Origin of the sequence: Paenibacillus sp. EZ-K15, assembly GCF_002573715.1 — a bacterium.
Taxonomy (GTDB): Bacteria; Bacillota; Bacilli; order Paenibacillales; family Paenibacillaceae; genus Paenibacillus_AQ.
This window is the reverse complement of sequence record NZ_PDHM01000022.1, coordinates 205583-224083: the sequence shown is the minus strand read 5'-3', so window position 1 is coordinate 224083 and position 18501 is coordinate 205583. Positions and strand designations below refer to the sequence as shown.

The 18501-nt window shown below is 50.8% G+C and carries 18 protein-coding genes; 11 read left to right on the top strand and 7 right to left on the bottom strand.

The features are described from left to right. The first annotated feature begins 8 nt into the window (after positions 1–8). On the top strand, positions 9–683 hold the full coding sequence (locus CRG97_RS27785; RefSeq protein ID WP_098748857.1) for a potassium channel family protein: 675 nt from the start codon (positions 9–11) through the stop codon (positions 681–683). A 54-nt stretch (positions 684–737) separates the two neighbouring features. On the opposite strand, the gene CRG97_RS27780 is transcribed toward CRG97_RS27785, so the two are convergent. Next, a complete protein-coding gene (locus CRG97_RS27780; RefSeq protein WP_076324826.1) occupies positions 738–1655 on the bottom strand; it encodes a LysR family transcriptional regulator in 918 nt (305 codons plus the stop codon). A 350-nt stretch (positions 1656–2005) separates the two neighbouring features. Here CRG97_RS27780 and CRG97_RS27775 point away from each other — a divergent pair, with 350 nt between their 5' ends. The 5 genes from CRG97_RS27775 to CRG97_RS27755 all read left to right on the top strand — a co-directional run bounded on the left by CRG97_RS27775 (position 2006) and on the right by CRG97_RS27755 (position 7027). Beyond that, on the top strand, positions 2006–2674 hold the full coding sequence (locus tag CRG97_RS27775; RefSeq protein WP_098748856.1) for a succinate dehydrogenase cytochrome b558 subunit: 669 nt from the start codon (positions 2006–2008) through the stop codon (positions 2672–2674). A 16-nt stretch (positions 2675–2690) separates the two neighbouring features. Beyond that, a complete protein-coding gene (gene sdhA / locus CRG97_RS27770) occupies positions 2691–4433 on the top strand; it encodes a succinate dehydrogenase flavoprotein subunit (RefSeq protein WP_076324824.1) in 1743 nt (580 codons plus the stop codon). Between the two features lie 19 nt (positions 4434–4452). Further along, entirely contained in the window at positions 4453–5217 is a 765-nt protein-coding gene (sdhB, locus tag CRG97_RS27765) for a succinate dehydrogenase iron-sulfur subunit (RefSeq protein ID WP_076324823.1), read from the top strand. 104 nt (positions 5218–5321) lie between these two features. Beyond that, a complete protein-coding gene (locus CRG97_RS27760) occupies positions 5322–6122 on the top strand; it encodes an AAC(3) family N-acetyltransferase (protein WP_098748855.1) in 801 nt (266 codons plus the stop codon). Positions 6123–6340: 218 nt separating this feature from the next. Further along, positions 6341–7027, top strand: a complete 687-nt coding sequence (locus CRG97_RS27755; RefSeq protein WP_098748854.1) for a potassium channel family protein — start codon at positions 6341–6343, stop codon at positions 7025–7027. A gap of 134 nt (positions 7028–7161) precedes the next feature. On the opposite strand, the gene CRG97_RS27750 is transcribed toward CRG97_RS27755, so the two are convergent. Further along, positions 7162–8541, bottom strand: coding sequence for an aldehyde dehydrogenase (locus tag CRG97_RS27750; protein WP_098748853.1), 1380 nt, complete (start codon positions 8539–8541; stop codon positions 7162–7164). 97 nt (positions 8542–8638) lie between these two features. Between CRG97_RS27750 and CRG97_RS27745 the strand changes: the two genes are divergently transcribed. After that, complete coding sequence (locus tag CRG97_RS27745) at positions 8639–9547, top strand: metallophosphoesterase (protein WP_098748852.1); 909 nt, start codon at positions 8639–8641, stop codon at positions 9545–9547. A gap of 234 nt (positions 9548–9781) precedes the next feature. Here CRG97_RS27745 and CRG97_RS27740 read toward each other — a convergent pair whose 3' ends face one another. Both CRG97_RS27740 and CRG97_RS27735 read right to left on the bottom strand, forming a co-directional pair. Next, a complete protein-coding gene (locus CRG97_RS27740) occupies positions 9782–10591 on the bottom strand; it encodes a histidinol-phosphatase (protein ID WP_098748851.1) in 810 nt (269 codons plus the stop codon). Between the two features lie 53 nt (positions 10592–10644). Further along, a complete protein-coding gene (locus CRG97_RS27735; RefSeq protein ID WP_098748850.1) occupies positions 10645–11547 on the bottom strand; it encodes a LysR family transcriptional regulator in 903 nt (300 codons plus the stop codon). 418 nt (positions 11548–11965) lie between these two features. Here CRG97_RS27735 and CRG97_RS27730 point away from each other — a divergent pair, with 418 nt between their 5' ends. Both CRG97_RS27730 and CRG97_RS27725 read left to right on the top strand, forming a co-directional pair. Further along, positions 11966–12424, top strand: coding sequence for a chemotaxis protein CheX (locus CRG97_RS27730; RefSeq protein WP_098748849.1), 459 nt, complete (start codon positions 11966–11968; stop codon positions 12422–12424). A 94-nt stretch (positions 12425–12518) separates the two neighbouring features. Continuing rightward, entirely contained in the window at positions 12519–13292 is a 774-nt protein-coding gene (locus CRG97_RS27725) for an SDR family NAD(P)-dependent oxidoreductase (protein ID WP_202619010.1), read from the top strand. 11 nt (positions 13293–13303) lie between these two features. Here CRG97_RS27725 and CRG97_RS27720 read toward each other — a convergent pair whose 3' ends face one another. Both CRG97_RS27720 and CRG97_RS27715 read right to left on the bottom strand, forming a co-directional pair. Then, a complete protein-coding gene (locus tag CRG97_RS27720; protein WP_098748847.1) occupies positions 13304–14137 on the bottom strand; it encodes a nucleotidyltransferase domain-containing protein in 834 nt (277 codons plus the stop codon). 44 nt (positions 14138–14181) lie between these two features. Next, the gene (locus tag CRG97_RS27715) at positions 14182–15123 is read right to left on the bottom strand and encodes a helix-turn-helix transcriptional regulator (RefSeq protein ID WP_098748846.1); all 942 of its coding nucleotides are present in this window, start codon (positions 15121–15123) and stop codon (positions 14182–14184) included. A 147-nt stretch (positions 15124–15270) separates the two neighbouring features. On the opposite strand from CRG97_RS27715, the gene CRG97_RS27710 reads away from it, so the two are divergent. Then, complete coding sequence (locus tag CRG97_RS27710; RefSeq protein ID WP_098748845.1) at positions 15271–16026, top strand: alpha/beta fold hydrolase; 756 nt, start codon at positions 15271–15273, stop codon at positions 16024–16026. On the opposite strand, the gene CRG97_RS27705 is transcribed toward CRG97_RS27710, so the two are convergent. Next, positions 16013–17293, bottom strand: coding sequence for an adenylosuccinate synthase (locus CRG97_RS27705; RefSeq protein WP_098748844.1), 1281 nt, complete (start codon positions 17291–17293; stop codon positions 16013–16015). The two genes, CRG97_RS27710 and CRG97_RS27705, sit on opposite strands and share 14 nt — an antisense overlap. Positions 17294–17504: 211 nt before the next feature. On the opposite strand from CRG97_RS27705, the gene CRG97_RS27700 reads away from it, so the two are divergent. Further along, positions 17505–18389, top strand: coding sequence for a LysR family transcriptional regulator (locus CRG97_RS27700; RefSeq protein ID WP_098748843.1), 885 nt, complete (start codon positions 17505–17507; stop codon positions 18387–18389). The last annotated feature ends 112 nt before the right edge of the window (positions 18390–18501 follow it).

Here is an 18501-nt window from a genome sequence, read left to right as displayed (position 1 = left end):
GGAGAGACATGAAACCAAAGCAATTTGCAATCATCGGTTTGGGACGATTTGGCGCCAGCCTGGCGCTTGAACTGATGGAACAGGGATATGAGGTGCTCGGCATCGACCGCAGTGAAGAGGTTGTCGAGGATATGAGTGAGCTGCTGACGCACACGGTGGTGGCGGATGCTACGGATGAAGAGGTGCTTAAATCGCTCGGTATCCGTAACTTCGACTGCGGGATTGTGGCGATCGGGAACGATATTCAGATGAGCATCTTATCCGCCATCTTGTTGAAAGAGCTTGGTGTCACCATGGTCGTTGCCAAGGCGATTTCGGTGCTGCACGGCCGGGCGCTGGAGAAGCTGGGCGTGGACCGGGTGATCTTTCCGGAACGGGATATGGGGATCCGGGTAGCTCACCAACTTGTCACGCCCAACTTGCTCGACTATATCGAATTATCCAAGGACTATCTGATTGTGGAGATGACGGTCACGGACTGCATGGACGGAAAAACGCTTAGCGAGCTCAATACGAGGGTTCGCTACGGTGTTAGCGTGGTGGCCCTGAATAAACAATCCGGCATCATCGTAGCGCCGACAGCCATGGATGTGGTGAACTCCGGCGACATTATGGTTGTTATCGGCTCCAATGATAATGTGGATCGCTTTGAGTCTGAGGTCGTGAATATGCTCGAAAACTAATAAATATAGAAGAAAAAAACCTGACGGTCATGGGGTCAGTCCCCATGTTTATCGTCAGGTTTTTTTCGTTTTATCCTCCTCCAGCTTACGGAACAGGATTTCCGTTTCGTCAATCCAGCGGCTGGCTGCCTTGCTCAGCTCCGAGGCTTGGCCGTAGATTAGCGAAGTTGTTCGCCGGGTTTCAATGAGTGCCGGAATATGAATGTCGACAAGCCCGTTATCGGACAACAGCTGCGGCCTGAGATAGGATTTGGGCAGAAGCGCGGCTGCCTTGCAGGTCGGGATGAGCCTGACGATCGCTTCGAAGGAATCGATCTCCATCCGGATATCCGGCATAATGCCCCAGCGGTGGAATAGGTCATCCGTCAACTTGCGGTACCAGGTTCCGGTCGAAAAAATGATCATCGGCAAGCCTTGAAGCTGCTCGATGCCGACATCCTCGATCTCCGCCAGCGGGTGTGAAGACGGGATAACAAGCTCCAGATGGTCATCAAACAGCGGAATGCAGTTTAAGCCAGGCTGGTTGATGGAGGAAGCGACAATGCCAACATCGACCCGTTTATCTCTTACATAAGAAACGATCTCATGGGTCTTGCCGGTGATCAGCTTGATTTCGGCCGCGGGATGACGCTCCATGAATGCGTTAACGAGCGGGGGCAAGGTGGTCTGCAGTGTGGTTAGACTGGCCCCCAGGTTGATCGAGATCTGATCCCCCTCCCGGTAATGGGCCAAAGTCTGCATGAACTTGATCTGCTGCTGGCGCTGCTCCAGGGCAAAGGTGTACACAATCTGTCCGATGGAGGTAAGCTCCAGCCGTTTGCCGCGGCGATTGAACAGCTGCAGTCCGAGCTGGTCCTCCAGCTTGGCTATTTTCCTGGACAGGGCTGGCTGTGACAAGTTAAGCAGCTTGGAGGCTTGGTTTATGCTGGATTGCTCTACAACGACGGCGAACATGTCCAGTTCTTCAAACATGGAATTCCTCCTATATAAAATAGACATGCGTACAAATAATTGCTTATGCGTATAGATTATAACGATTAATAATTATATTGCAATTCCATTATAAGAAAAAAAGGAGTAACATGAAACATGACACAAGTTGTTCACACGATTGCCGAAATAGGCAGCTTTTTGTCGTTGCAAGGGTTTTAGTGCGTGTTCAAAAAGGTCGGTTTTGATGCCGAGTGGCTTCCTGATTCACTTTGTGATCAAAGGCGGGCTTTATGAACAACCTCTTTTAGGACAGGGCAAGTGTAATTGTTCTGAAAATAGGAAAGATTGAAAATGAAAACGCTGCACATTGGAAAGGGGAACGTCAACTGATGAAAGGGTATTATTCCAGAAAGCTGCATTCTTTGCTCGGTGTCATACCGCTTGGAGCATTTTTGCTCAGCCATATGATTTCCAACTTTAAGGCTTTCGAGGGTGGAAAGGAAGGCTTTGCAAGCGCGGTCCATTTTTTGAACAGCATGCCGCTGATATTTTTCCTCGAGCTGTTCCTGATCTGGCTGCCACTGCTATATCACGGTGTCTACGGGTTATACATTGCTTACCAGGCAAATAACAACGTGGGCAATTACAACTATGAACGGAACATCCGCTTTACCGTCCAACGGATCACCGGCGTCATTACGTTCGTTTTTGTTATCTGGCATATGTACGATACGCGTTTCCAAATCATGATCGGCAAAATCACGCATGACGATTTGGGCGCGACCATGCACGGCATCATGAACAATCCGATTCTGTTTACTCTGTACGTCATCGGGGTTGTGTCGGCAGCCTTCCACTTCACAAACGGCCTGTGGGCGTTCCTCGTTAGCTGGGGCATCACCGTCGGTCCGCGCGCGCAGAAGGTATCCACTTACATCTGCATGGGCTTGTTCGTATTGATGAGCGTGCTGTTCGTTCTGGCTATGACAGCATTCCGCAGTTCCGAATTCGAGGCAGCGACAGCAGCGATCGATGTAGTTAAGACAGTCTTAAGTTAAGGGGAGTGAACGAAAAATGGCATCTAATATTATTGTAGTGGGTGGCGGCCTCGCCGGGCTGATGGCAACCATCAAAGCGGCAGAAGCAGGAGCTCACGTTCATCTATTCTCACTTGTACCTGTTAAACGCTCTCACTCCGTGTGCGCGCAAGGCGGCATCAATGGAGCCGTGAATACGAAAGGTGAGGGTGACTCTCCTTGGGAGCACTTTGACGATACGGTATACGGCGGCGACTTCCTTGCGAATCAGCCTCCGGTCAAAGCGATGTGTGAAGCAGCTCCGGGCATTATCCACTTGATGGACCGCATGGGCGTTATGTTTAACCGTACGCCCGAAGGTCTGCTCGATTTCCGTCGTTTCGGCGGAACGAAGCGTCACCGGACGGCATTCGCCGGCGCAACGACCGGACAGCAGCTGCTCTACGCGCTTGACGAGCAGGTTCGCCGCTGGGAAACTGCGGGTCTTGTGACGAAGTACGAGAACTGGGAGTTCCTGAATGCGATCATCGACGACGAAGGCGTATGCCGCGGTATCGCTGCTCAGGATCTCCGCTCGATGGAGATCAAGGCGTTCAAAGCTGAAGCCGTCATTCTCGCAAGCGGTGGTCCTGGTATTATTTTCGGAAAAACGACCAACTCGGTAATCAACACGGGAACAGCGGCCAGTGCCGTTTATCAGCAAGGCGTTCATTATGCCAACGGTGAGTTCATCCAGATTCACCCGACAGCCATTCCAGGCGATGACAAGCTCCGCTTGATGTCGGAATCGGCACGTGGTGAAGGCGGACGGATCTGGACCTATAAAGACGGCAAGCCGTGGTATTTCCTCGAAGAGAAATACCCTGCTTACGGAAACCTGGTGCCGCGTGACATCGCTACACGTGAAATCTTCTCCGTCTGCGTCGATATGGGACTTGGGATCAATGGCGAGAACATGGTCTACCTGGACCTCTCCCATAAAGATCCGAAAGAGCTGGACGTAAAGCTTGGCGGTATCATCGAGATCTATGAGAAATTCATGGGCGACGATCCGCGTAAAATCCCGATGAAGATCTTCCCGGCAGTCCATTATTCCATGGGCGGCATGTGGGTCGATTACAACCAAATGACGAACATTCCCGGGCTGTTTGCAGCCGGAGAATGCGAGTATCAATATCACGGTGCGAACCGTCTGGGAGCGAACTCCCTGGTCTCCGCCATTTACGGCGGTATGGTGGCCGGACCGAAGGCGATTGAATATGTCAAAGGCTTGAAGAAGTCCGCTGAGGACGTTTCCTCCACCGTATTTGACCGCGTAGCGAAAGAGCAAACGACCAAGTACGAAGGCCTGCTCAAGATGGAAGGAACCGAGAATGCTTATGTGATCCATAAAGAACTCGGCGAATGGATGACCAACAACATGACGGTGGTTCGCTACAACGACAAGCTTGAAGCTACCATCGGCAAAATCAAGGAATTGAAGCAGCGTTACCGCAATATCAATATGACGGATACCTCCCGCTGGAACAACCAGGGCGTGGCGTTCACACGCCAGCTGTGGAACATGCTGGAGCTGTCCGAGGCCATGACGCTGGGTGCGCTTCTCCGGAACGAAAGCCGGGGCGCTCACTACAAGCCGGATTTCCCTGATCGTAACGATGAAGAGTTCCTCAAGACAACCAAAGCAACCTGGACGCCTGATGGACCGCAGATTTCATACGAAGAAGTGGATGTTTCCTTAATCCCGCCGCGTATTCGCGACTATTCGAAAGACAAGTAAGAAGGAAGGGGGATTTACGATGTCTCAAACGGCAGCCGCCTCAAAGAGCGTTAAGTTTATCATTACACGTCAGGACAATCCGGAGACGAAATCCTATACTGAGGAATTCGAAATTCCGTACCGTCCCGGCATGAACGTCATTAGTGCGCTGATGGAAATTCAGCGCAATCCCAAAAATGCACAGGGCCAAACCACCGCACCTGTATGCTGGGACTCCAACTGCCTTGAAGAAGTGTGCGGAGCTTGCTCCATGGTTATTAACGGCAAGCCGCGCCAAGCGTGTGCGGCACTGATCGATAAGCTGGAACAGCCGATCCGGATTCAGCCGATGAAGACGTTCCCGGTTGTAAGAGACTTGGTTATCGACCGCAGTCGTATGTTCACGGCCCTCAAGCGCGTGAAGGCGTGGATTCCGATCGATGGCACCTACGACCTTGGCCCCGGACCTAAAATGGCGGAGAAGAAGCGCCAGTGGGCTTACGAGCTGTCCAAATGTATGACATGCGGCGTATGTCTTGAGGCTTGCCCGAATGTCAACGAAAAAACGGACTTTATCGGACCGGCCGCCATTTCCCAAGTTCGCTTGTTCAATGCTCACCCGACAGGTGAGATGAACAAGGAAGAGCGTCTGGAAGCGCTGATGCAGGACGGAGGCATCGAGGGCTGCGGCAACTCGCAGAACTGCGTACGTTCTTGTCCGAAGGGCATTCCGCTGACTACGTCGATTGCGGAAATGAACAAGGATACAACCAAACATCTGTTTAAGCGCTGGCTTGGCGTTTAATCGGTTTAGCTTCAACACCAAGGCGTCTGACCGGGGCATGGCTTCGGACAGGCGCTTTTTTTGTTATATGTGTTTATTAGGATATTGAAATGGAGATGAGTCACTTGATCATCGAAAGACCAATTACGATAAAGGATATAAGCGATGACCTGCTCGCTCTTGGCGTACGGAAGGGAATGACCCTGCTCGTCCATTCCTCGCTCAAGAGCGTGGGCGGATGGATTGTTGGTGGTCCAGAGGCTGTTATACTGGCCCTGGAGGACGTACTGGGCGATGAAGGGACACTGGTGATGCCAACGCAGTCTGCGAACTTAACCGATCCGAAGACATGGGGAAATCCTCCGGCCGACCCCAAATGGTGGGATTTGATCCGTGAGAGTATGCCTCCCTATGACCCGGACCTGACCGTCACATCAGGGATGGGGATCATTCCGGAAGTGTTCCGTAAACAAGAAGGGGTCATCCGAAGCCGTCATCCGCATGTTTCGTTTGCAGCACGCGGCAGGGATGCAAAGGCACTTATGCAATCCCATCCGCTCGATCATAGCCTGGGCGAAGCGTCGCCGCTGGCACGATTATATGAAGCGGGTGCTTACGTGCTTATGCTGGGTAGTGGCTATGGCAATAATACTTCCTTCCACCTTAGCGAATACCGCGCGGATTGGGCAGGCAAGAAGGTGGTAACCGCCCACGCGCCAGTACGCAGGGTGCAGGGAACAACAGAGTGGGAGGCATTCCAGGATATCAACTATCATTCCGACGATTTTGAAGCGATTGGAGCCTCGTTTGAAGCGCAATGCCCCGATGCATATAAGCATGGCCGTGTTGGAAAGGCAGACTGCGTATTGGCAGACCAGCGGGCCATGGTGGACCATGCCGCGGAGTGGTTGGAGAAGAACCGTTAGTTGCTAAAAGCATGCGGGACGGCTTTCGTTCGACCCGCTGTACGTGTTTTGGCGCTATTTTTAACACGTGATCAGCTGGACATGAACGTTGTCTAAAGTGAGCAAGGGCCGATTACCAGCGACCTCCAGGTGCATAAATACCGTTACAAGGGTAATAAAGATGTAATGGTGCGACCTGCAGGTTCAGGCTTCAAGCCAGCCAAAGGAGGGACTTGAAGATGTCATGGTGGATGTGGCTGCTCAATTTGACGGGTTTCCTGCTGTTGATTTATTTGTTCTACAGTATGGACAAGAAGTGGTCCAGCAGGCCTTTGCTGCTTGCTCCACTGCTCATTTATGTCCTGGTCTCGGTTGAAGATTTGCTAGGGTGGATCGATCTGATGAACGTGGTCCCCGGAGAAGGCGGCATGCGCGCTCTGATCCTGCTGTTTGCATTATGCTCGGTTATTTTTTATGTGCTGTATATATTCGATAGAATTGCAGACTCTGTCCATCAGCATGTTGATATGAAAACAACCCTGGTTCGGATCAGCATGGCGGCGGGGATGTGCATTTTGTTTTTCACGATGGTGTATATGTCGATCTATAAGCTGTTCGGAGGCATTTCCTTCGAAGGCAAGAATATCGGCCAGGATTTGCTAAGCCAGTTCATTAGCTTCCTGTATTTCAGTATGGCGACGTTTGTCACGGTCGGGTATGGCGATATAGCCCCAGTCGATAATACGTCCCGGCTTGTCGTGGTGATGGAGATTGCCTTCAGTTTCATTACCGTTGCGTATGCGCTGTCCATGCTGGGGACGCTGCGCCGGATCTTTAAGCCCGGCGATGACGGCTTGGAGATGGATGACAGTGAAGAGAAGGCGAAGGCCAATAAACCGCATCGGAGAAAGCATTCATCCATGTAAAAAAGGCGCACCATTGAAAAATGTACCCCGTAGGTTGACCCTTTTTTAGGTGTCTACTCTGTGGGGTGCATTTTATCGTCGGTGTGCCTTTATTATTTGTGCTATTGGGCAAGTAGTCAAAGTCTTAGTTCAAGCTACGGTTTCATCAGCTTTTTCAGAATGCCGAGCCCGTTCTTGGAAGGGTAACGGAATTTAAAATCGAACCGGTTGGTTTGCTTTAGCACGCTCTTCTTATGGGAGAAGGTCTGGAAGCTGTATTCCCCGTGGTAAGCGCCCATTCCGCTCTCACCGACACCCCCGAATGGAAGGAAGGGAGTGGCCAGATGCATCAGCGTATCGTTAACACATCCCCCGCCAAAAGAAACCGAGGAGAGTACGTAATCCTGAACGTCTTCATTCTCCGTGAACAAGTAAAGGGCGAGCGGCTTGGGACGGTGATTAATCGCCTGGATAGCTTCGTGTACATTCTCGTAAGTCAGGATCGGACACAGGGGGCCGAAAATCTCTTCTTCCATGACCGGCATATCCCAAGTGATATCGTCCAGCACGGTGGGCTCGATGAGCAATTTTTCCTTAGAACTGCTCCCGCCATGGCGCAGGGTTCCGTTGTTCAGAAAGCCGGACAGCCGGTCAAAATGCTTCTCCGAAACAATGCGCCCATAGTCGGGATTGGTTAGCGGGTTCTCGCCGTAGAACGAAGTGATGGCTTCCTTCAGGTGCGCGATGAACTTCTCCTTGACCTTGCTGTGTACGAGAACATAATCCGGCGCGACGCAGGTTTGGCCGGCATTTGTATACTTGCCGAATGCGATACGTGAAGCCGCCAGGGCCAGGGGGGCATCCTCGTGGACGATACAGGGGCTTTTGCCTCCTAGCTCTAGCGTCACCGGGATCAACTGCTTGGCGGCGGCTTCCATGACAATTTTGCCGACATGGGTACTGCCGGTAAAGAAGATATAATCCATCGGCTGCTCCAGCAGGATCGTGCTTACCTCGGGTCCTCCCTCCACCGAAGCCACATATTGCGGCTCAAACGTCTCCGTGATGATGGACGTAATGAGTCCGGATACGTTAGGTGTCAGCTCGGAGGGCTTCACAATCGCGGTGTTCCCGGCGGCTAAAGCTCCGATCAGCGGAGAGATGGCCAATTGCCAAGGATAATTCCAGGGAGCAATAATCAGTACCGTCCCGTAGGGCTCAGCGTAGACCATTCCCTTGCTGCCTACATGCGTCAGTGCGGTTTTGACACGCTGTGGCTTGGCCCAGCGCTTCAGATTCTTTATGATAAAGGAAAGCTCCTTATAGACAATCCCGATCTCAGTCGTGAAGGCCTCCTGCTCGCTTTTGTTCAAGTCTTTGCGAAGGGCCTCCATGATATTGTTTTCCCTGGCAATCAGTACTTGGCGGAGCTTGGTCAGCTGCTGTAGTCGGAAATCCACTTCCTTGGTGATGTCTTTATGAAAAAAACGCCGCTGAGCTGAAACTAATGCTGTGATTGAATCGTTATCAGTCATACGTAAACCCCTTTCTCTTGCTATTCCATATATATGAATAACCGTAAGGCCGTTAAAACTTGTATTCTTTTATTATTATATAGGAGGAAGTCCACCTATGAGAAATCCATCCTCGTCTACTCCCCATGGCACAGCTCATGACGGGGCAAAGCGAGACGTCATGCAGACGAAGATGTCGCGCCGCCAATTTCTGAAGATCGGTGTTTCCGCCGTGGTCGGCGTTGGCGCTGCAGGCGGGGCTTACGCGTCTTTATGGGAGCCTCATCAATTGGACATTACGAGACGGACATTGGCGCTTCCTTCACTGCCTAAGGCTTTTGACGGGATGAAGGTCGTTCAGTTTAGCGATTTGCATCTGGGCTTTCACACCGGGGCAAAAGACGTGGCCCGTGTGGTGCAAGCGATTCAACATGAGAAACCGGACATGATCTGTTTCACAGGGGATATGGTGGACGGAAACACAGAGGATATGAGGGCCGCCATTCAACCGTTCACCGAGCTGAAGGCCCCTCTCGGCTTATTTTCTATATTGGGTAACCATGATTACAAAGATGTGGAGACACTGATTTCTATGGAGGAAGAGGCCGGATTTCAGGTGCTGCGGAACACCGCCGTGAAGCTAAGGCGGGATGGTGCTGTCATCGCAGTGGCAGGTTTGGACGATGCATTCTGGGGCCAGCCGGATCCGGCAGCGGCCATTCAAGATTTACCCGACGGGATGTTCAAGCTGCTGCTGATGCACGAGCCGGATTATGCTGACACAACTGCAGCCCATTCATTCCATCTCCAGCTGTCGGGACACAGCCATGGGGGCCAGATCCGTTTGCCCTGGATGGGCGAGGTGATCACGCCGCCCGGGGCAAAGCGTTATGTGCAAGGTCTATATACCATCGGTTCGCAAGGAATGCTGCTCTATGTAAATAGGGGAATCGGCACGACGCAGCTGCCTTTTCGTTTCTTATGCAAACCGGAGCTTACCGTGCTCACCTTGCGCTCAATGGGATGAAGGGAATGAAATCTGTGATCTGAACATGTCAAGATGAAAGGCTCACTTGGAATTTGTTACACAAATGAAATATACCTGTTATCAAACTCTAACAGCCGCGGGTTAAACTTATCACATGACCCCCTTTTGAGAATATATATTATGTTTTGGACCCGGTAACGGGTCCACTTTTTTTGCCTATTTTGCTGTGCTTCCTATGTAAATGCAAAAAAAACAGAAGGAGGGTGTACCCCCTTAAAGAGGTACGGTCACCTTCTGTTTTTGTTCGAAATATACCCATTCCGTGTATCCGATTTCTTTAAGCACTTTGGCCACTTCGTCAAATTCATCTCCGACCCGTGACGGTTTGTGGGCGTCGGAGCCGAAGGTGACGTCAACACCGTGATGGTGCGCGACCTCCAAGATGGCGCCCGATGGATACCAGCCGCCGCACAGCTTGGTTTTGCCGGAAGTGTTGATCTCGATCGCCAGGCCCGATTCCGCGATGACTTTCAACGTTTCCTCGATCGCTTCGTCGGCCTTGATTTCGGAGAACAGCGGATAATTGCCCTTCATGGCATCCATATGGGCGATGATCTGGAACATGTCGCTTCGTGCGGATTGGCGGATTAGATTGAAGTATTCCTCTTTATCGGCAACCTGCTGCTGCGGGGTCAGTTTCTTCCAGCGGTTTTTATTGAAGATGCTGACATCCCTGACGTGATGGATGGAGCCGATGATGTAGTCAAAAGGGTAGGCATTTAATGCCTGCTGATAAACCTGGGCATGATTCGGAAAATAATCGGATTCAATGCCCAGCAGGACTTTGATTTTACCTTCATATTCCCGCTTTAAGTCCAGAACTTCTTGTACGTACTCCGCAAAGTCCCTTTTTGCCATGGAGATGGCTGGAAAGGGCTGCTCTTCCGGGCTCCCGAAGTATGGAGTGTGGTCTGAGATTCCAATCACCTGTAAATCTGCCGCAATCGCAGCCTCGATATAATCTCGAATGTTGCCGTCTGCGTGGCCGCAGCGGAAATGATGGGTGTGCAGATCAAATTTCATGTTGACCTCCTTCATATCGCTTGATTGGTTATTATTCTAGGTTTGATGTGGCGTTATTCGCTGCTGATGAACTGTGTCTCGGGCATGCCCTTCAGATCACTGAGGAATTGGCGCATAGCGGAGCTGACGTATCGTCCGCTCTTATAGATTACGCCGACAGGGTGGCTAACTTCAAGCTCGCTCAAGGGAACAATCTGCAGGGTGCCGTTGCGCAGTTCCGTCGCGACAGACTGCTTCGATATAATGGCTGCGCCCAAATTGATCTCGACCATCCGTTTAATTTCTTCACTGCTTGACAGTTCCATGACAACCTGCGGCTCAATGCCGTGCTTCTTCATTACGTCATCTGCGAAGCGGCGGCCGACGGTGTCACGTGTTAGCAGAATAAGGGGGGTTCCGCCTAGCACATCCATGTTTGCCGTAGAGAGTTTGGCTAGCGGGTGCTGAGGGGATACGACAAGCTCAAAGGTATCGTAGTACAGAATGGATGTGCTCAAGTTGGGATTGCGCTCGATCAGATAGCCGATCCCGATGTCGATGAGCCCGTTCTCTACGCTGTGATAGATTTGTGATGAGGCCATGGATTGAATGGTTGTTTTAATATGAGGGAATTGATCCTGGAAGTAGGAAAGAACCCGTGGCAGGATCTGAATCGCTATGGAAGTGGTTGTACCCAGCTGAATGTGACCCTGGGGAGTTTGATCAAGGTCGGATAGCCGCTGCTTCAGCTCATCCACGATCCCGAGGATTTGTTCGGCATGGTCCACGAAGACCTGCCCCCGGTCGGTTAACGTCACGGGCTGACTCCGGTCCACCAGCACCGTTTTAAATTCCTCTTCTAGGCTCTTGATCTGGGCGGATACCGCCGGTTGTGTCAGATTAAGAAGCTCTCCCGCTTTGCGAAAGCTCATCGTTTTGGAGATGGTAATAAGTGTTTCCAATTGGCTGATGTTCATAGCCTTCCTCCTTACTTGATATATTCTTCCGCTCATCTATCGCGTGCAAACTGTATTATTTAAATTATAGGTTATTCTTCCCGGTGGAGCAACGAAGGGAGCAAACCTGGTAATTATCGGCCGAAAAAATGAAAAACATTTTAATTTCCATTTAATTATTATTAAAAGATGGGGAAACCTTCCGATAATAGTAAAGTAGACATAGAACAAAGGTGAGACCAAAGGCCCGTTTAAGCGAAAGGAATATCTTCGTACTAGAGCGTTTCAAGCGATAGCTGACATGGCAAGACAGTTGTTGGAATGAGGGCTGTCGCTATTTTGTGATGATTTATTACAAGGTATCCATTATAATGTTTAAATATATAGGTGGGACTTTGGGACCCTGACCAACAACCCAGTGAAAGGGGCGTAATGAGGAATGAAAGCGGAAGTCATCAATCCTTTTTTAGAGTCCGCACGACACGTGATCGAACAAGTCATACAGGTTTCACCTTCCACGGGGAATCTTGGGGTCAAAGAGATCGGATATTTGGAGAATCATATCTGGATCCAAATCGGCATGACAGGCCAAATGAACGGTGACATTGTATTTGGAATTCAGGAGCAGGTAGCCTTGCAGATGGTATCAGTGATGATGGGCGGCTATGTCATTACCGAGATGGATGAGATGGGACAAAGCGCGATTTCAGAGCTCGGCAACATGATCAGCGGCAATGCCAGCACAATTTTATCGAACCAGGGAGTCAGCGTGGATATTACACCTCCCAAAGTAATGAAGTCGGATAGCACATCCACTCTTATTCGGAAGAAGGCACTTTGTATTCCGCTGAGAATGGAAGGAATCGGAGAGCTGGATATTCAAGTCATGATTTCATAAAATAGGAGTAATGAACCCAAAGGCCGTGTATATAAGGCTCTGTAATTGATGAGGAATCAAGAGCTGTGCCGGCGAAGAAAGGGATAATGAAATCATGCTGAAAAATAAAGTTGTCGTCGTAACGGGAGCCTCCAGCGGAATTGGCGCTTTGATCGCGGAGAAGCTTTCTGCGGAAGGAGTATACGTGGTGCTGTGCGCCCGTTCGGTAGAACGTCTGCAGGCGGTGGGTGCGCGAATGCCGGGCCCCCATGAGCTTGCAACCATGGATGTTCAGAGCCCTGAGCAGGTGCAGTCTGTCATGGAGGACCTTCTAAGTCGCCATGGCAGAATCGATGTGCTGATTAACAATGCCGGATACGGCAAGTTCGAAGCTGTTATGGACATGCGCCAAGAAGAGTTTCAAGACATGATGGACGTTAATTATATGGGCATCGTGCGCTGTACGCAAGCCGTGCTGCCAGGGATGCTGAAGCGGGCTGACGGCCACATCGTGAACATTGCATCCATGGCTGGAAAAATCGGAACGGCCAAATCCACCGCCTATTCGGCCACCAAGCATGCCGTGCTTGGGTTTAGCAATTCGCTCCGGCAGGAGCTGCGGAACACGGGCATAACCGTGTCTACGGTAAACCCGGGCCCCATCGATACCCCGTTCTTTTCCTTGGCAGATCCGACAGGCGGTTATGTCCAAAATGTGAGCTGGTTCATGATGAAGGCCGAATATGTTGCAGATCAGGTTGTGAAGCTGGTGAAAAAGCGCAAGGAAGAACTCAATCTTCCGAGGCTGGCCTCATTTGGCATCAGGATGTATCAGCTGTTTCCGAGGTTTGCAGACCGCGTGTCTTATAAATGGATGAATAAGAAATAACGGCTGCGGCGTTATAACGCTTCCGTTTCGGCAACAAGCTCCTGAAGCAGCGCAGTGGCTTGTTTTGTTTTTTCTGCATCTGATGAGAGCAGTGTGATTACTTGGTCCAAGCGCTGCTTGTAATTAGCCGGCTTGATGGGAAAGGTTTCGATCATGGCCACCGCACGCTTCTCATTGATGCAGTACAACTCATTTTTGGCAAACAGCACTTGATTCAAGCACGAAATGCAGCGGAAGCAGTGACCGGTTACATAGGTGATATCATCGCTGGCAGCTGTTTTATCCGCAAACATTAAGGAGAAGGATGCCTCGAAGGTAAAGAAGCCGACCATTGCATCCTTTAATGCTTTTGGATAAGGAGCTGTTCTGGCTTTCAGAGTCTGTATTCGGTTATCCGAATCCCACAGTATGCGGCAAATCGCGATTTCCCCCATATACATCACATTCAGATAAGCATGCGGATGTCCGGTTTGGTAATGAGCGGATACTAAGCCTGCGGAACAGTCGTCGATGATGCTGGACACGCGGTGTACATCACGGAATAAGAAATCCACATGATACCCCTCGATCACTAACCACCCGCCCCCGTTAACCCAGGCACCCCATTCACCTAATGAAGTGATAATCCCATCCCGATGCTCGTCATCTAATTTCTGCGCCACCCTAGCGATGTTCTCCACCTTGAATCCTGATGATTCATCGTAATAAATGCCGATATCGATATCGGAATCCGGTTTGGCGGTTCCTTTGGCTCTGGATCCTCCGAGTACGACCCCTATAACGCCGGGCACCTCCCGAAGTTCCTCTGCTATCCGCTGGATTAAAGAATCAACTTGTGAAGTCATGCATCTTCTCCTCCTTATATGTATCATACGGAATCGATCTACCCTTATGTATATCTTAGCTTCATGGATTCAATTTTCTCCCGAGTCCATTGAACCGCTTCAGCTGGCGAGATGATGGTTGCTTCCTCTCCGAGACGCCACACATAGTCCGAATAGAAGATGACGTCGGTTGCTGGTATTTCAAGCTGAACGACTCCGCTGCCATCCTTGTTCTTATGGATGTGGGGACCGAGGCGAGTATCTGTTTCAAGCAGCCAAACCCCTTTAGAAGTTAATTGTACCTCAAACGGCTTCATTTCCCCATTCCCGGTTTCCGGTATGTCACGCAGCGATTGTTTGGCGATATCTTCACGGATCGCGATGGACGCATTGGGACTGGCAGCAATGATCCGGTCAACTCTGAACTGTCTGATATCCTCTTGAGTGAAACAGTAGGCCGGACAATACCAGTAGCCTGAGCTTGCATACAAACCGATAGGCTGAATATGCCGCTGGCTGCTTCCGGCGGATGCACGATAGGAGATGGTGACCGCTTGCCGAACCATGACGGCTTCCATTAGCGTTTGTAAAATCTCGGTCGACATCGCACGGAATGGACTGTGAATCATAACGCGATCCTTAAGACGGTCGATCTGCTCCTTCGTATCTGCCGGCAAATAATGATAGAACTTGTGGAGTGCCGTGGCGGCCCCGTCACCGAACGGCAGCGTGCTGAAATAGCTTAAGGATTGGCAGGCAAAAAAGATGGCGATTGCTTCGCTTTCCGTGAAACTGATCGGAGGCAGCATCCGCTCCTGCAGCAATCTGTAGCCGCCGCCTCGACCTTGCACAGAGTAGATGGGAACGCCGAGCCCGCTCAGCTCATCCAAATCCCTTGAAAGGGTCCTGACGGAGAGACCGAATTCATCGGCCAGCTCTTTTACGGTAAACGATTTTTTTGCATTGATCATCATCATTAATTGAATCAGGCGCTGGGATTTCTGCATAGAACTACCTCCATCTCGTATCATTTATTTTATCTTATTCTCTAAATAAGACAATATTTGTCTTGTTTAAAGGATAAGATGTTCTCAAGAAGCAAGGGTTCACGATGAATCCTTGGAACAGGGTCCATCAAGGGAGGAGAATATAGGATGAAACAAGATAGGTTTAAAGAAGAGCTGGGATTTGTTTTTATTCATGGAGCAGGATTGAACGGAGGAGTATGGGATTTCGTTGTGAAAGGGCTGGGTCATCCGTGTTTGAAAGTGGATTACCCATTGCGGGATGGGGCTGAGATATCCGGACATCATTTGGCGCTGGAGGATTACGTAAACTATATGGCGGAGCAGGTGAGAACGTGGGGGACGAACAAGTTTGTCATTGTTGCGCATTCCCTGGGCGGGGTTTTGGCTATCGAACTGGCATCCCGGTTCACAGGCCGTGTTGCCGGGTTTATTGCCATCGGTGCGGCCATTCCTAAGCGCGGCGGTTCGTTTGTTTCGGCGCTTCCGTTTCCCCAGAGGATCATCATGCCGATCATTTTAAAAACGGCTGGCACGAAGCCGCCCGAATCCGCAATCCGTACTGGGCTGTGCAGTGATCTGCCGGAGGATCAGGCCTCCCGAATCGTAGCGGAGTTTGTTCCGGAAGCTCGCAGAGTCTATACGGATCGCGTTCAAGCGTCTATTCCCGATGTGCCAAAGCTTTACGTGAAGCTCATCCAAGACAAAGAGTTCGGATTATCCATGCAGGAAAGCATGATAGCCAATTTGTCTGCGGATGGGGTGGAAAGCCTCAGCACTGGCCATTTGCCAATGCTGAGTGATCCCCATGGTGTCCGGCGGATTCTGGAAAGCTTCGTAAATCAAGTGAAAGCAAGCCGTCGTCACCCGGTTATCTCATCATAATCTGATCCCGTCTCGGGCCGACGGAGATCGTCTTGATGGGAACGCCAATGGATGATTCAATGAACTGCACATATTGCTGCGCGGCTTCCGGGAGCTCTTCATAGGATCGGATATGCGACAGGTCACATTTCCAGCCCTTCAGCGTTCTCAGAACAGGCTTCGCAGACTGCAGATCGGCCGTTACCGGAAAATGGTCAATGATGCTTCCATCCTCTAATTCGTAACCAACGCATACGGGGATGTCATCCAGATACCCCAGGACATCAAGGTTGGTGAGAACGGCTTCGGTAGCTCCCTGCACCATACAGCCGTAACGGGTAGCTACCGTATCGAACCATCCCATTCGTCTTGGCCGGCCGGTTGTTGCCCCGTATTCGCCTGCATCGCCGCCGCGGCGGCGGAGTTCATCCGCTTCATCCCCATGCAGTTCGGTCACGAAGGGGCCAGCGCCGACACAGCTTGAATAAGCCTTAACAACGGCAATGACTTGGCTGATGGCGTACGGCGGCAGTCCTGCTCCGACCGGTGCATAGCCTGCCAGCGTGGAGGAGGAGGTCGAGAACGGGTAGATCCCGTGATCCGGGTCGCGCAGTGCTCCTAATTGGCCCTCCACGAGGATGGGGTCGCCTTTTATATACGCTTGCTGCAGCAGCGTGGTCGTATCCTCGATATACGAAGACAGGAACTGAAAGGACTCCAGCAGTTGCGTGACCATCTCATCAACGCTTAGTGGATCTCTCCCGTACAGATGCTGCAACTGCACGTTCTTGATGGCGAGCATCTGCTCGAGCCGTTCACGAAGTCGCTCAGGGTGGAACAGATCAGCGACCTGGATGCCCAGCTTGGCATATTTATCCGCATAGAATGGCGCGATCCCACGTTTCGTAGAACCGAATCCCCGGGCACCTAGCCGTTCTTCTTCCAGTTCATCCAGCAGCCGATGAATAGGAAGCACGACTTGGGCGCGCTCCGATATAAACAGCTTGGGGGCAGGAACGTTCCTTGCTTCCAGCTCCTGCAGCTCTTTGATCAATACCTCCATATCCAAAGCCGTTCCCGGACCAATGATATTCGTTACGTTGGGATAGAATACACCCGATGGCAGCATATGCAGCGAAAACTTCCCATAATCGTTAATAATGGTGTGCCCTGCATTGCTCCCTCCCTGAAATCGAACGACATACGACGATTGCGCCGCAAGAACATCCGTCATTTTTCCTTTGCCTTCATCTCCCCAATTGGCTCCTACAATGGCTGTGACTGTCAAAACGTGTTCGCCTCCTACGGTCTTTTTCTTTTACAGGGCTCATTATATGAGTTACAACATTATAAATAAAATTGATATTAGTAATAGTAGACATTAGATTAATTTATGTTATACGATTCTGTAGAGAAGAATACGGGTAACGGATGAATTTTTTAGCTATATCTTTCAATACAGGTTCCCGTTATCATTTGATAAAATCGAGGTAATCATGATGGAAATCAATATGGAGTGGTATCGTGTCTTTTATTGGACTGCCCGGCTCGGCAGTTTATCGAAGGCAGCGGAGCATCTGCATATCACCCAGCCGGCCGTCAGCCATACCATTAAGCATTTGGAGGGAACGATCGGAGGGCCGCTGTTCTTCCGGACAACCAGGGGGGTTAAACTCACGTCGGAGGGTGATGTGCTGTTTCGCTATATTGAGCAGGCCTTCAGTTTTATCGAGATCGGCGAGAAGGCGATTGCGGACATGCATAATTTGCATAGCGGCGAAATCAATATCGGAGCAAGCGATACGCTGTGCAAGTATTACCTGCTGCCGCATTTGGAGTATTTCCACGCCGCCTATCCGGATATTCGCATCCGCATTACTAACCGCACAACTCCGGAAACGTTGTCCCTACTCAAGGATGGGAAGATTGATTTTGGCATCGTTCATTTACCGGCCTCCGATAAACAAATCGATTTTCGCGCGAGTTCCCCGATCCATGATTGTTTAGTTGCCGGTAAATCATTTACGGAGCGGGCCAAGTTACAACACCCATTGTCCCTTCGCGATCTCGGGAACTACCCGCTGCTTATGCTGGAGAGGGGCGGGAGCACAAGAAACTATGTCGATCAATATGCCGAGCTGCAGGGAGTAACGCTAAAACCCGAGTTCGAGCTTGGCAGCATTGAGCTGCTGGTACAGTTTGCCCGGAGCGGCTTTGGCTTGGCTTTTGTCATTCGCGACTATGCTAACGAGGAATTGCAAGCAGGTCAGCTGATCGAGGTGCCGCTCCATCCGCCAATTCCCGAGCGCAGCATAGGAATTGCAACGCTTCGAGGTATTCCGCTATCTGCTGCCGCCAAGTCGTTTCTTTCTCTTTTGCCTTAACAGATGGGTGATCAAGCCTATTCGTATGACCATGTATGATGTGCTGTTCACTGCCGTTTAGGATGTTGATTTGGTGAGGACTCCTGTTTTGGCATATAATGAAAAAGAGCGA